We start from the raw sequence: 15,438 nt of genomic DNA on the forward strand, positions 1-15,438 counted from the left end.
TTTGCTTTTGCTTATAATTTCAGGAGTTAATCCTTTTCTATACTTTTTTGAAAGGATTGAGGATAATTTATTAAACCTATTTCTTTACCTAAATTCTTTTTTGATTTTCATTATTATATTAATTTTTGAAAAGTGTTTGAAACTTATTTCATCTAAAAATCAGAACTTACCATAAGTCAATGATTCATATCGAATCTTTATTTAAATTTGTTTAGAATTAAAGATTAAGATTTTGTTTTTGAAAATTTAACTTCCGGCAGAATTGTTAATCTATAAAAATGTAAAAGGATATGATTCTATAATTTTCATATATAATTTGGTTTAGGTAAAGGTTTCTCAAAGTTTTTTTGGGAAACCTTTTTCTTTTTAACAGGGAACTTTTCACTTAAAATAAACTTAAAATCAGAATTTAAAAGGGAAACAAAATTGCTTTGCTTTTCTTTTTGTCCTAACTTTGCACAAACCTAATCTAATGAGTAAAAAGAATACAAAGTATATCTTTGTGACAGGAGGTGTAACTTCATCTTTGGGAAAGGGAATCGTTTCTGCTTCTCTGGGACTTCTGCTAAAATCACGCGGATTTAATGTAACGATTCAAAAACTGGATCCTTATATTAACATCGACCCGGGAACATTAAACCCTTATGAACACGGAGAATGCTATGTAACCGAAGATGGCGCGGAAACTGATCTGGATTTAGGGCACTACGAGCGTTATCTTGACTCTCCAACTTCTCAGAACAACAACGTTACGACAGGAAAAATCTACCAGACAGTAATTGAAAAAGAAAGAAAAGGAGATTTTCTTGGAAAAACAGTTCAGGTAATTCCTCATATTACGAACGAAATCAAGCGTAGAATTAAAATTTTATCTAAACAGAATTACGATATCATTATTACTGAAATCGGTGGAACTGTTGGTGATATTGAATCTTTACCTTACATTGAAACTGTTCGTCAGCTGAAATGGGAATTGGGTGAGAAAAATTCTATGGTAATTCACCTTACTTTATTGCCATATTTGGCATCAAGTGGAGAATTAAAAACAAAACCTTCTCAGCATTCTGTTCGTCAATTAATGGAAAGCGGAATTATGGCAGATGTTTTAGTTTGTCGTACAGAGCATAAAATTCCGAAAGATCAGAGAGCAAAATTAGCTCAGTTCTGTAATGTTTCTCTGGACAATGTGATAGAATGTAAAGATTTGGAAACCATTTATGAAGTTCCGATGTATCTTCAAAAGCAAAACTTTGATGATGTAGTTCTTAAAGAATTAGATCTGAAAAGTGACAAAGAAGCAGATCTTAAAGACTGGAAAACTTTCCTTAAAAAATTCCAAAATCCAAAGAGAACAGTAGAGATTGCCTTAGTTGGGAAATATATTTCTCTTCAGGATTCTTATATTTCAATTGCGGAAGCTTTCAAGCATGCAGGTGCAGATCTTGAAACGGAAGTGAAGATCAGATGGGTTTACAGTGGTGATTTAACCAAAGAAAATATTAAAGAATCGTTAGACGGAGTCTGCGGTATTTTGGTTGCTCCAGGATTTGGTGACAGAGGTATTGAAGGTAAAATTCTTACAGCTCAATATGCAAGAGAAAATAAAGTTCCGATGTTGGGAATCTGTTTGGGAATGCAGATCATGACTGTAGAATTTGCAAGAAATGTTTTAGGATATACAAAAGCCAATTCAATGGAATTTGATACTTCTACGGAACATCCTGTAATTTCTTTAATGGAAGAGCAGAAAAATGTAGTCGATAAAGGTGGTACAATGCGTCTTGGAGCCTGGAAATGTGCTTTGAAAAACGGTTCAAAATTAAATGAAATCTACGGAAGCAAAAATATTTCTGAAAGACACCGTCACCGTTATGAATTTAACAGCGAATATATTCAGGAATTTGAAAGCAATGGTTTCATCGCAACAGGTACAAACCCGGAAACTGGCTTGGTGGAAGCGTTAGAAATGACAGATCATCCTTTCTATGTTGGGGTACAATATCATCCTGAATACAAGAGTACGGTTGCAACACCGCATCCTTTGTTCAGAGCTTTCATTAAAGCTTGTTCAGGGAAATAATTTTAAGTTATTAAACCTTCAAGGTTTTCAAAACCTTGAAGGTTTGAATGAATATAAGGTAATTAATAAATTATAAACGTTATATATAAACTCAGACTGATTATTCTCAGCCTGAGTTTATTATATAGTAACATATTATAGTATAGAGTTTTGATAAAAAAACAGTATTTTTGTCGACTCTAAAATGTATAATATTTTGATATACATTTTAAATGAAAATTTGAACCACAAAAGAAACAAAAGCTTTTGGCCTAAAAACTCGAAGTATTTCACTTTTTAGTAAATAAAACTTCTCAAAATAAGAAAATCAAAGATTTTCAAAAACTTTAATGTTCTTTTAAAAGAATTGAGATGCTTTGGAAGAATTATTAAAAAAACGTTTGTGGCTTTTGGGGTTAATTAAAGAAAAATATTTAAAAAATTTTAATAAAAATAAAATGCAACAGAACAACGGACTCGATAAAAGTCAGATTATTAGTTTTGCGGTTTTATGTTTGGTTCTTATGGGATTCATGTTTTATTTCCAAAGAAATAACGCTGAAGAAGAAAAACTAAAAGCTGAACATCAGAAAACAGAACAGGCTAAAACAGCCGTAAAACCAACTCCGGCAGCAGATATCAATCCCAATGTAACTCCGAATTCTATTCAGATTTCCAATTTGGCAAATAACGAATTGAAGCTTGAATTTTCAAGTCTGGGAGGTCAGGTTTCAAAAGTAGAGCTTCTTAAATATAAAGCTTACGATCACAAAACCGATAAGGCAGATCTTCCGCTTAATCTGATTACTAAAAATAATTCGAGCTACGGTTTTCAGTTTAAAGATAAAACAGGAAAAACAGTTAATACTAAAGATTTGGTGTTCTCTCCGGTTGTTAACGGTAATGTTGCAACTTTAACGGCAAACTATAACGGAGCTTCAATTCAGTTTATTTATACATTAAATAACAATCCAAAAGCAGAACTTAAAGATCAGTATACTTTAGATTTTAAAGTAAGAACTCAGGGTTTAGCGAATGTTACTTCTGAAAACAAAGCAGATTTTATCTGGGATTACAGTGTAAGAAACCTTGAAAAGGGTAGAGCGCAGGAACAGTCGCATTCAGAATTCTCATATGCTTTTAATAATTATAAAGATTATGATTATGATGGAAGAACGACAATGGAGGAAGAAAAAGAAACGCTTAACTGGATTGGTGTAAAACAACAGTTTTTTTCTTCAGTAATTGAATCTAAAACAGGTTTTACCAACAGTAAAGGAAATCAGGAAACAATTGAGGAAGGGGAATATTTGAAAAAATTAAACTTCGAAGGCTTTGTTTCTATGAACGGAGGAGAATTGAATCAGGATTTCACATGGTATTTTATGCCATTAGATTTACCATTATTAAAATCATACGATAAAAACTTTGATGAAATTCTTCCGTTAGGATGGGCATTTATCGGAGGAATGAACCGTTATTTCTTCATGCCGATGTACAATATGATTGCAGGTTGGGGAATTACAGCGGGTTGGGTAATTTTCCTGATGACGATTATTGTGAAATTGATCTTATCACCAATTATGTACAAACAGCATAAATTGAGTGCAATGATGAAAGTAATCCGTCCGGAAATTGATGAAGCGAATGCTAAATTTAAGGATGCGGATCCGATGAAAAAGCAACAGGCTACCATGGAAATCTACAGAAAAGCAGGAGTAAATCAAATGGCGGGATGTCTTCCGGCGTTGGTGCAGATTCCTATTTTCTATGCATTATTCAGATTTTTCCCAAATTTTATCGATTTGAGAGGACAGGGGTTCTGGTTTGCAAAAGATTTAACGGCTTATGATGATTTGATTAAATTACCATTTAAAATTCCTTTCCTGGGAGATCATTTAAGTGTTTTTGCGCTGGCTTGTACCGTTGTAATCTTGATTTACACAGTAATGACTTCAGGAAATATGCAGCAACCTCAACAGGAAGGTATGCCGAATATGAAAGTAATTATGTATATTTTCCCTATCACATTCTTATTCTTCCTGAATACTTCTGCATCAGGCCTATCTTGGTATTATTTTGTTTCGAATGCGATTAACATTTTAATTATCCTCGTCATTAAATATGTAATTTTGGATGAAAAGAAAATTCATGCTCAGATTCAGGCAAATAAAGAAAAGCCAAAATCGGAAGGTAAATTCCAAAAGAAAATGAGAGAAATGATGGAAAAAGCTCAGGATGCGCAGAAAATTCAGGAGCAGCAAAAAGGTAAAAAGAAATAAAAACTTTTTATAAAAGTAATAAAAGAGGGAAGCAAAATATTGCTTCCCTCTTTTATTTTAAGATTAAAATCTTCTTGTTAATATTTTAACAATGAAGAAAAACTTATTAAAAATACGCTGATATGAACCTTAAAGAATTTTTATAACCTCAATAGATTGAAATTGTCCAGGTGGTCTCATCTCATTGATAAAGAATTAATCTTAATATTTTTTATCATCTATGATCAATATTATTAAAATAATTCAATAATTAATGTTTATTAACAAAATAAATTCTCAGATATTTAAAATATGGAATTTATTTGATAATTTGGATATATTGTTTAGAAGTATTTTAAATTAGACTATGAGTTTTTTTCAGAATGATAATTTAAGTGAATTGTTTTAATCATATTTTAGACGAAATGATTGACGATGATATTTTGTTATGCCATGCTTTATCAAAGCTTCCTGATGCTTTTTTGTTGCATATCCGAAGTTGGTATTCCAGCCATATTCAGGATGCTCTTCATGAAGCTCAATCATCAGTTTATCACGATAATTTTTTGCTAAAATAGAAGCTGCTGCAATTGATAAAAATTTAGAATCTCCTTTAATTACACATTGATGCGGAATGAAATTATAGGGATGGAATTTATTTCCATCAACTAAAATAAATTCGGGTGTTATCAACAGCTTATCTAATGCCTTGTGCATTGCATGAATACTGGCGTTCAGTATATTATGCTCATCAATAAATGCTGGAGGAAGCTCAGCAATCGCAAAACTTTTTACATGATCTTTAATGTAGATATCTAAATCCATTCTGGTTTTAAAACTCAATTTTTTGGAATCATTGACGAGATTTTGTTCAAAATTTTCGTCTAAAATAACGGCTGCGGCAACTACTGGTCCGCACAAGCAACCTCTCCCTACCTCATCACATCCTGCTTCAATGTAATTTTCCGACCATTTCTTTAATAGATTCATAATTTTTTAACATTTGAAAGTTGTAAATCAGTAGTAATTTGTAGATATTATGTTAAAAATAATAATATTTCAAAATTTTAACAGTTTTATATCAGAAGTTTTTACAACTTTGTTAACGCAAAATTAATGTATTAATATGAAAAAATTAACATCAGGTGTACTACTTGTAGTACTTTCCTCGTCTTTTGTGGTTGCCCAGGCCCAACAAACAAAACCGAGTGATACCTTAAAAACACAGGAAATAGAAGGTGTAGTTGTTACTGCAATGGGAATTAAAAGAGAGAAAAAATCTCTTGGTTATGCCACGCAAGAAGTAAAAGGGGAGGATGTGAATAAAAATCCCACACCAAATTTTTTAAATAACTTATCTGGGCAAGTAGCTGGACTGGATATTAAGCAAAGTACTAATTTCGGAGGTTCTATAAACGTAGTTCTAAGAGGTCTTAAATCATTTTCTCAAACCAATCAACCTTTATTTGTAATAGATGGGGTTCCTATTATTAATGGGAATGTAAATAATACAAATCAAACTACGGGAAGATATGGTTTTGATTATGGAAATACAGCGTCTGATATTAACCCTAATGACATAGAAACTATAAATGTACTGAAAGGAGCTACTGCTGCTGCTTTGTATGGATCTCGTGCTGCTAACGGAGCTATAATTATCACTACCAAAAAAGGCAAAAAAAATGGGAAAGGCATTGGAGTGGAATTTTCTAGTTCTGTGACGGTTTCGTCTATAGATAAAACCACTTTTCCAAAATATCAGACTGAGTATGGACAAGGGTATGTGGGAGAAGATGAATGGGGAAGTTATAATGGAGGGCTTGCTGCTGGATTTGGAAGTGACGCTTCTTATGGACCTAAATATGATCCTAATTTGATGGTATATCAGTACGATGCGTTTATTCCGGGGTCTCCCAATTTTGGTAAAAAAACTCCTTGGGTTGCAGCTAAAAATGGGCCTCTTTCTTTTTTTAATAAAGGAACCAATTATACCAACAGCATTTCTTTCAGTGGTGGAAATGAAACAGCAACTTATCGGTTAAGCTACACTAATATGGATGCTTCTGATATTATGCCAAATAGTGAGTTGATAAAAAATAATTTTGGTGGTAATGCTTCTTATAAAATATCAGATAAATTAACAGCAAGCTTATATGCAAATTATATTACCCAAAAAACAGTAGGAAGAAACGGAACTGGTTACACGGGCAATATTATGGGTAATTTCAGACAATGGTGGCCCACAAATATTGATTTAAAACAACAGCAGAGTTTATATAACCTTAATCATAAAAATAATTCTTGGAATATTACCGATACCGATAATCTTACTCCTCAGTATTGGGATAATGTTTATTTTCAGAGATACGAAAGTTATCAAAATGATAGCAGAGACAGATTTAATGGGAATTTCAGCCTAAGCTATGATGTAACTCCTGAAATAAATTTATTAGCAAGATTAACTACAGACAGTTATGTTTTAACTACTGAAGAAAGATTAGCTGCTGGTTCGGTTCCTGTCATTTTCGGACAGAGTATTAATACAGAGCAACCTTCGGGTTATGCTACCAATCTTTACAAATTTGCAGAAAGAAATTATGACTTTATAGCAACTTATAAAAAAAATATTACAGAAGATTTTAATATTAATGGTTTAGTAGGAACCAATATTAGACATGAAAGTAATTATTCGATACAACAATCAACTTCAGGAGGATTATTGATTCCGAATTTATATACAATTTCAAATTCTGCAGGAAGACCATTTGATGCGTTGATTACAGATACCAATAAGCAAGTTGTCGGATTTTTTGCACAAGCTAGCTTAGGATATAAAAATACATACTATTTAGAAGGTACTGTTAGGAGAGACCAGACAACTGCTTTAGCACCTGGACATAATGTTTATTGGTATCCTTCTGTTTCAGGAAGTATAATTTTCTCTAATTTAATAAAGGAAAATTGGTTAAGTTTTGGTAAAATAAGAGCAAACTACTCCGAAGTAGGTAATGACACTGCAGCAAATCAGTTACGAGATTTTTACACAGTAGGTCAGGCTTTTGGAACGCAACCAGCTTATTCTTTTAATACACTAAAGAAAAATCCTGATTTGGTATCCGAAAGATTAAAAAGTACAGAATTTGGATTGGAAACCTCTTACTTGAAAAATAGATTAGGTTTTGATGTTACTTGGTATAGAAATGATGCCAATAATTTGATTTCTAACGTTAGCGTTTCTTCTGCTACGGGTTCATTATTGCAAAAACAAAATATAGGGAATCTAAGAACGGAAGCTTTTGAAATTTCATTAAGATTAACTCCTATAAAATCTCAAAATTTCTCTTGGAATATGACAGCGAACTGGTCAAATCCTGTAACAAAAGTAACGCAACTTAAAGATGGGCTTTCCAATATAGCACTGCAAACAAATACTTCCAGTGGTGGAGTAACTATTAATGCGCCTTTAGGACAAGCTTATGGACAGATTTGGGGGTCAGATTTTGTCTATGCTCCAGATGGGCAAAAAATTATTAATCCCGATACAGGAGCTTATTTAGTAACTACAACAACAAATAATAATTTAGGTACATACCAAGCAAAATGGTTCGGTGGATTGAGAAATACATTTACATATAAAAATTTATCTTTAGCTTTTTTGATTGATATGAAAAAAGGAGGAAGCGTTTACTCGCTAGATCAATCTTATGGCTATGGAACAGGTATTTATGCAAATTCTGTTGGGCTTAATGATTTGGGAAATCCGATTAGAAATACATTAGATAACGGTGGAGGAATTATTCAGCAGGGCGTTATTCCTGATCCAAATAATCCGGGACAATACATTCAGAATAATGTGAGATTAGATAGGTCAATGTCTAGTCAAGTGTTAGGAACTGATCTACCAGCAGCTGCTTATGTTTATGATGCGAGTTATGTGAAATTAAGAGAAGCTTCGGTTACATATAACCTTTCAAAAGAAGCGTTAGGTTCCAAATTCATTCAAGGGATGTCATTTAGTTTGATTGGAGGAAATTTATGGATAATTCATAAAAACCTACCTGATGCAGATCCAGAAGCAGGATTGTCATCCGGAAACCTTCAAGGTTATCAATCAGGTGTAATGCCAACTACAAGAAACATTTCTTTTAATGTAAAAGTAAATTTTTAAAAAATTAAACAATGAAAAAATATATAATATCCTCACTTGTAGGTTTTCTTTTCGTCGGTTGTACAGCAGATGATATAAACGATGATTCTAATGTTGCATATACTACACTTCCTACTACTTTACTTACTTATTCTCAAAAAGAATTAAGTGATTATGTAAATACTTGCAGTGTAAACGAAAATAACTTTAGATTGACCATGCAATATTGGCAGGAAACAACTTATATTAACGAAAGTATTTATGATTTTACAAACAGAAATGTTTCTAACACCATATTTATAAATAACTACGTTAATGTTTTGAATAATTTGACCAAAGCAAAAGAAATCATCAATGCTTATGCTCCTGAACCTTCGGAAGTAAATGAATGGCCGGCTATAAAGCAAAACCAATTGGCAATTATAGATATCATGCAGGTTTACACTTATCAAAATTTAGTTGATACTTTTGGAAATGTACCGTACAGCCAATCCAATCAGTTAGCTACAATTATTAACCCTGTTTATGATGATGCTTCCACTATTTATACAAATTTAATTTCAAGACTGGATACAGATATACAAAATCTTGATGCTTCCACTACAAGCTTTAAGCCTGCTGGTGCAGATTTATATTATAATGGTTCTGTATCCAAATGGAAAACCTTCGGAAGTTCTTTAATGCTAAAACTAGGAATTACATTAGCGGATTCTAATCCAAGTTTAGCCCAATCTACAGTTACAAAAGCTATAGGTTATGGAGTAATGACTTCTTCAGCAGATAATTGTATTTTACAATATTTAGGATCTTCTCCTAATTGGAGTCCGGTTTATGAAAATGTAAAAGCCAGTAATAGAAATGATTTTGTTGGAGGAAAAACATTAATTGATTATATGAACACTAACGCTGATCCAAGAATTTCTAAGTACTTTAAACCAGTTGGAACTACAGGTAATTATATAGGTCAAGCAATTGGTTCTCCAGCTACGTTTTCCAACTTTTCAGCACCTGGAACTTTTGCTTATACAACTACTACTCCAGGTATTTTACTGAATTATACAGAAGTAGCATTTTATTTAACCGAAGCCAGCGCAAGATGGGGAATTGGAGGAACTCCTGCGGTAAACTATGCAAATGCTATTACTTCATCATTTACAGATTGGGATATGGCTTCCAGCGCTGCTGCATATATCGTAGCACATCCTTATAATGCGACCAACTGGAAACAGTCCGTAGGTGAGCAAGCTTGGGTTGCCATGTATAATCAGCCATTAACTTCTTGGAACTTTTGGAGAAGATTAGATTATCCTGCATTATCTGCACCTCCAGCAGCATCACCTATTACAACGGTTCCTGTGAGAATGATGTATCCAATTAGTGAATCTACCACAAACGGTGTAAATTGGGCCGCTGCAGGAACTGCAATCGGTGGAGACAAATTATCAACAAAAATATTTTGGGATAAAAATTAATACACCCTTACTTTAACATTCATATTAAAACCGCCTTAGTGCGGTTTTTTTATTTCCGTATATTTGCAAATCAAATTAGAATAATGAATATTAAAGACATCATAGAACAAAAACTGGCGGAGGTTATCCTTAATGTCTATCAGTTGAAAGATATAAACCTCGAAATTCAGGAGAATAAAACTGAGTTTGAAGGAGATTTTACGATTGTAACGTTTCCTTTGGTAAAGCAGTTGAAGAAAAATCCTGAAAGTATTGGGGTAGAATTGGGTGAAGCTTTAACGACGCAAACTGAATTGCTCGAAAATTTTAACGTCATAAAAGGATTTTTAAATGTAAAAGTTAAAAATCAGTTTTTTGTAGATCAGTTAAAAACAGTTACAGAGGATTTTGCAACAATTGAAAAGAAAAATGCAACCGTAATGGTTGAATATTCTTCACCCAATACCAACAAACCACTTCATTTAGGACACGTTAGAAATAACTTATTAGGTTTCTCAGTAGCTCAGATTCTTGAGGAAGCAGGATATGATGTGTTGAAGGCGCAGATTATCAACGACAGAGGAATTCACATCTGTAAGTCGATGTTGGCTTGGGAAAAATTTGGAAACGGTGAAACTCCGGAAACTGATCTTATAAAGGGTGATAAGTTTGTAGGAAACTATTATGTAAAGTTCGATCAGGAGTACAAAAAAGAAATTGCAGCTTTAGTTGAGCAGGGAATTCCTGAAGATCAGGCTAAAAAAGATGCTCCTTTAATGAAAGAAGCTCAACAGATGCTTCTCGACTGGGAAAATGGAGACGAAAAAGTAAGAAATCTTTGGAATGAAATGAATTCTTGGGTTTACGAGGGTTTCAATCAGACCTACAAAAGATTGGGCGTAAGTTTCGACCAGATTCAGTATGAAAGCAATACTTATATTTTAGGAAAAGACCTTATTCAGGAAGGTTTGGATAAAGGGGTTTTATATCAGAAAGAAGATGGTTCGGTTTGGTGTGACCTGACGGAGGAAGGTTTAGACCAGAAATTATTGCTTCGTTCAGACGGAACTTCGGTATACATGACCCAGGATTTGGGAACTGCGGTAGAACGTTTTAAAGAAAACAATATTCAGAAATTAATTTATACAGTTGGAAACGAGCAGGATTATCATTTCCAGGTCTTATTCAAAATCTTAGGAAAATTAGGATATGAATGGGCAAATCAATTATTCCACTTATCTTACGGAATGGTAGAGCTTCCGAACGGAAAAATGAAATCCCGGGAAGGAACTGTTGTAGATGCTGATGAATTAATGCAGGATATGTTTGATATTGCTAAATCTAAATCTGAAGAATTAGGAAAGTTAGAAAACTTTTCGGAAGAAGAAAAAAATATCAACTACGAAAGTATCGGAATTGGAGCTTTAAAGTATTTTATGCTGAAAGTAGATCCGAAGAAAAAAATGCTTTTCAATCCTGAAGAAAGCATTGATTTTAATGGAAACACAGGTCCGTTTATTCAATATACTTATGCACGTATTCAATCGTTGTTGGTGAAGGCAAATTATATGAACAGAGAAATTAAAGATGTTGAATTAAATCAGTTTGAAAAAGAATTGATCATGCAGCTTGCCAATTATAAAACTGTTGTAGAAAAAGCGGCAGAGGTTTTAAGTCCGGCTTTAGTGGCAAACTATCTTTATGATTTAGTAAAATCTTACAATTCATTCTATCAAAGCAATATTATTTTGAAGCTTGAGGATGAGAATTTAAAGCAATTCCGGTTAAATTTATCAAATCTCACAGCTCAGACGATAAAAAAATCATTAAGCTTATTGGGAATAGAAACCGTAAACAGAATGTAAAAAGTAATCCTCCTGAAAATTTCGGGAGGATTTTTTATTTAAACTGATGGCTCTTTATTAGGAAGTTGACTGTCCTGATATAATTTTGAACTGTTCCATTTTGCATGTTTGGAGGGTGCAATTTTATAACCTCTTTTGTAAGTGTAAACTTTTGTAAATTCGGCGCCAAAGAAAATCATCATACACGAATAGTTGATCCAAAGCATCACCAAAATAATTGTTCCCGCAGTTCCAAAGGCAGAAGTAGGCTTCAGCTCACTAAAATATAAGCTAAGTAAATATTTCCCAAGAGTAAATAAAACCGATGTGAGAATTGCTCCTTTCCAGACTGATTTCCAGCTAATTTCTACATCCGGAAGTACCTTAAACATTAATGCAAACAATAAAACGGTAATCGCAAAACCTACCGAGAAATTAATGATTTCTACAATGTAATAAGTCTCTAAACCAAAATATTTTGTAATAAAATTATTCAGAATACTGATGATAAGCGTCATAATCATTGTTGTCATCAACAAAAAACCCAAAATTAAAATCATCCCAAGTGAATTGGCGCGGTCTAAAAGAAATTTAACTAAAGCTTTTTTGGGTGCAGCTTCTACATCCCAAAGATTATTTAAGGATTTCTGCAACTGGAAAAATAAGGTTGTAGAACCAAATACAAGTGATCCTACTCCTATAATTTTCATGAAAATGTTTTCTTTATCTATCAATGCACCTGCAATCATTTCTTCGACGCTTTTTGCCGCATCTGCTCCCATCATCCCCATAATCTGAGTGCTGATTTGCCCGCGAATAGCTTCTTCTCCGAAAAAATATCCGGCAAGCCAGATGATGATAATCAGTAAACCGGGAATTGAAAATATCGCATAATACGCCAGACTCGCAGAATCGTTGGAAGCATTTGAATTATTCCATTCTTTGAATGTTTCTTTTACAGTTTCCCAGAAAAATTTTAATTCTTTTAGCATGATAGAAATATTAATAGTTATGATTTGAAAATGATTGATTATCCTTCGAATGGGAATTTTGTTTCTGAATTTTAAGGCAAAGATTATTCCTTTAGAGGTTTTCAAACAATATTTTTTAAAGGTGTGGTATCAGTCATTTCTTAATCAACTCAGTCTTTTATATCTGATTTTTCGAAATGCATTCAAAAATAATATCAAATATAAGTTTTGGCTAAAGCCGTTTGAATCCTGGATAAAGAAAAACGGGCTAAAGCCCGTTCCTGTTGATAAGTTATCTGTTTTATTCTTAATACTGTAAGCTAAAAGCCATAAACCATTCGCAAAAAGCCTCCTAAAATGGATATCCAATTGCAATATTCAGAATAAGATTATCTCTTCTCCAGCTTCCGTCACCAAATTTTACACGGTCTAAAATCCAACGGTCGCCTTTTTCATAATAAGGAACTCTCAACGGCATTGCTAAATCCAGTCTCAGAATTAAAATTGAAAAGTCTAATCTTAAACCAACTCCGGCTCCGACAGCGACTTCACTAAGAAAATCTTTAGAGAATTTCCCGCCTGGGCGTAAATTGACTCCATTTTCGTCTATATCGTCGTTTATAAGCCAGATATTTCCTGCATCAACAAATGCAGCAACATTCAGAAATTTGTAAAGATTAGCTCTGTATTCGGCATTGAATTCTAATTTTATATCTCCGGCCTGGTCAAAAATAGCTCTCGTATCTGTTGCCGTTCTTGGATCATAACTTCCGGGACCCAAAGTTCTTGCACGGAAAGCTCTGATACTGTTACTTCCACCCACGAAAAACTGTCGTGAAAACGGAATATGTTCTGAATTTCCATAAGGTATCGCAACTCCCGCAATTAATCTTGTCGCTACTGAATTTTTGTCAGAAAACTTGTGGTAAAATCTTAGATCATTTTCAATTTTTGCATACTGACTGAAAGGGATACCGAAAATATTTTTTTCTTTTCCGTCTTTTGCATTGGCTCCTGTTACAAGACCTGTAATATTTCCGGCTAAATCTAACATTCCTTTATAATAGAACGTATTTTTTTTCGGAAGCATCGTAGTAGAATAAGTATAAGAGTAGGTAGGGCCAAAAATTAACTGTTCTGTAGTTACCCTCTTCAAATAGGGATTGCCATCAGCAAGTGCAACGAATTTTGGTGTTACATCAGCCGGACGAATCAATGAGATATCAATTACATTAAGTTCATGTTCCTTCCTTACATTTTCTTTCCATTGATAACCAAAAGTAGCGTTGAATGTATTTAAAGAATATAAAGTCGTTCGGTTTTGAAATTCATATCCCAGTTTAATATTGGTTCTTGGCACAAAAGCACTTGAAGAATTAAATCGGAATGGTGCTACGATTCTCGGAATCGAAAGTTGTGCATTGGCTCCCGCTCTGAAAATGTTTTCTGCTTCTGCAGGCCCGCCAATCTGAACGTCAAAAGCACCATAAACAGAAGCTTTAAACTGTTCTGCCCCACGGAAAAAGTTTCTCTGAGTCCAGTTTAAATTCAATTCACTTCCGGCATAATTGGCAGAATTGGTTCTTCCCAAAGCTTCCAGACGCAACGACTGAAGCTCTCTCGGTGTTAAAATATAATAGGCATCAAACTTATGATTCAAAGAATCTGAAACAATAAATTCATTTTTTACAAATTTAAAAACACCTAAACTGATCAGTCTGTTTAAAGAAAGATTATGATCTTTTCGGTTATAAATATCTCCTTTGTCAAAATATAATGCACGGTCGAAAACTCTGGGCTTAAATTTTTTATCAGGATCAACAACGTATATGTCTTTGTATTCATAACCTTTCAAAGAGTCCTGATTCATCGGAATGCTATATTTTCCCCTTTTCGCATCCCGAAGGTTATAATTAGGAAAAACAACCACTTTATCAATGGTAAACTGCTCTTTTGCCAGTTTCGGAGTGTTGTCTTTTAGCTTTACAATCATCTCCACTTTATGATTTTTACTTACCGTACTGTCTGCCTGAACGATAATATTATCCGGATTGAAATAATAAAAGCCTTTGTCTTTCAGCCCGTCATCGATTCTCTGTCTTTCTGCTTTAATGACATCAAGGTCAAAAGGATTTCCCGCTTTAAGTAAAGTTTTGTCTTTTAGCAACTGAATCTCCTGATTGACCAAACTAGAATCTGCAGGGAACTTAACGTTGCTGATTAAATATCTTTCACCCGGCTTTAAAGTATAAATAACCTGGGCTTTTTTATTCTTAGAAACCGTATCGTACTTGGCTTTAGCATTAAAATATCCTTTATTTTCAGAATAATTTACGATAATGTCTTTATTAAATTCGCGGTCAACATCACCCAGCAAAACGGGTTCTTCTCCGAATTTATATTTCAGCCAATACCTGATTCCTTTTTCTTTCTTCGGTTCTTTGGTCGCATTATAAGCGTATAATTTTGGTCTTAAACCTAAAAATGAAGAGTTCGGTTTTGGCGTAAGATTTTCTTCTAAAGCTGATTGTAGTGCAGATTTTTCTTTCTTGGTCAGAGAATCGCTCTCTACTTTTACTTCTGCTCCGGTGTAAAGGAGCTGTCCGTCTTTCAAAAACTTCGTGTTGCTGCACGAAACGATTGTCGCAGTAATTCCTGAAACCAAAAAATATTTACAGTATATATTAAGTTTGTTTTTCATGTAT

The 15,438-nt window shown here is 33.5% G+C and carries 8 protein-coding genes; 5 read left to right on the forward strand and 3 right to left on the reverse strand.

Annotation, left to right across the window (positions count from 1 at the left end):
• Positions 1-472 precede the first annotated feature (472 nt).
• Entirely contained in the window at positions 473-2,080 is a 1,608-nt protein-coding gene (locus tag ACOOWA_RS09765; protein ID WP_421374913.1) for a CTP synthase, read from the forward strand.
• A gap of 437 nt (positions 2,081-2,517) precedes the next feature.
• On the forward strand, positions 2,518-4,341 hold the full coding sequence (gene yidC / locus ACOOWA_RS09770; RefSeq protein WP_421374914.1) for a membrane protein insertase YidC: 1,824 nt from the start codon (positions 2,518-2,520) through the stop codon (positions 4,339-4,341).
• A 384-nt stretch (positions 4,342-4,725) separates the two neighbouring features.
• On the opposite strand, the gene ACOOWA_RS09775 is transcribed toward yidC, so the two are convergent.
• Positions 4,726-5,310: a ribonuclease HII gene (locus ACOOWA_RS09775; protein ID WP_421374915.1), complete on the reverse strand. Its 585-nt coding sequence runs from the start codon at positions 5,308-5,310 to the stop codon at positions 4,726-4,728.
• Positions 5,311-5,446: 136 nt separating this feature from the next.
• Between ACOOWA_RS09775 and ACOOWA_RS09780 the strand changes: the two genes are divergently transcribed.
• From ACOOWA_RS09780 to argS, 3 genes are all read left to right on the forward strand, one after another.
• Complete coding sequence (locus ACOOWA_RS09780; protein ID WP_421374916.1) at positions 5,447-8,488, forward strand: SusC/RagA family TonB-linked outer membrane protein; 3,042 nt, start codon at positions 5,447-5,449, stop codon at positions 8,486-8,488.
• Positions 8,489-8,499: 11 nt separating this feature from the next.
• Positions 8,500-9,939 carry a SusD/RagB family nutrient-binding outer membrane lipoprotein gene (locus tag ACOOWA_RS09785; protein ID WP_421374917.1) on the forward strand — a complete coding sequence of 480 codons (1,440 nt, stop codon included), beginning with the start codon at positions 8,500-8,502 and terminating at the stop codon, positions 9,937-9,939.
• Positions 9,940-10,022: 83 nt separating this feature from the next.
• Positions 10,023-11,783 (forward strand): arginine--tRNA ligase, encoded by a 1,761-nt coding sequence (gene argS, locus ACOOWA_RS09790; protein WP_421374918.1) that lies wholly within the window; start codon positions 10,023-10,025, stop codon positions 11,781-11,783.
• 38 nt (positions 11,784-11,821) lie between these two features.
• Here argS and ACOOWA_RS09795 read toward each other — a convergent pair whose 3' ends face one another.
• Entirely contained in the window at positions 11,822-12,754 is a 933-nt protein-coding gene (locus ACOOWA_RS09795) for a YihY/virulence factor BrkB family protein (RefSeq protein ID WP_421374919.1), read from the reverse strand.
• 331 nt (positions 12,755-13,085) lie between these two features.
• Positions 13,086-15,434 carry a BamA/TamA family outer membrane protein gene (locus ACOOWA_RS09800; protein ID WP_421374920.1) on the reverse strand — a complete coding sequence of 783 codons (2,349 nt, stop codon included), beginning with the start codon at positions 15,432-15,434 and terminating at the stop codon, positions 13,086-13,088.
• Between the last annotated feature and the right edge of the window lie 4 nt (positions 15,435-15,438).

This window comes from Chryseobacterium sp. GP-SGM7 (genome assembly GCF_049166575.1).
Taxonomy (GTDB): Bacteria; Bacteroidota; Bacteroidia; order Flavobacteriales; family Weeksellaceae; genus Chryseobacterium.

Bases quoted from the DNA above. Each gene is read 5' to 3' on its own strand.
- ACOOWA_RS09765 (WP_421374913.1), top strand. From the start codon at position 473: ATGAGTAAAAAGAATACAAAGTATATCTTTGTGACAGGAGGTGTAACT.
- yidC (WP_421374914.1), top strand. From the start codon at position 2,518: ATGCAACAGAACAACGGACTCGATAAAAGTCAGATTATTAGTTTTGCG.
- ACOOWA_RS09775 (WP_421374915.1), bottom strand. From the start codon at position 5,310: ATGAATCTATTAAAGAAATGGTCGGAAAATTACATTGAAGCAGGATGT.
- ACOOWA_RS09780 (WP_421374916.1), top strand. From the start codon at position 5,447: ATGAAAAAATTAACATCAGGTGTACTACTTGTAGTACTTTCCTCGTCT.
- ACOOWA_RS09785 (WP_421374917.1), top strand. From the start codon at position 8,500: ATGAAAAAATATATAATATCCTCACTTGTAGGTTTTCTTTTCGTCGGT.
- argS (WP_421374918.1), top strand. From the start codon at position 10,023: ATGAATATTAAAGACATCATAGAACAAAAACTGGCGGAGGTTATCCTT.
- ACOOWA_RS09795 (WP_421374919.1), bottom strand. From the start codon at position 12,754: ATGCTAAAAGAATTAAAATTTTTCTGGGAAACTGTAAAAGAAACATTC.
- ACOOWA_RS09800 (WP_421374920.1), bottom strand. From the start codon at position 15,434: ATGAAAAACAAACTTAATATATACTGTAAATATTTTTTGGTTTCAGGA.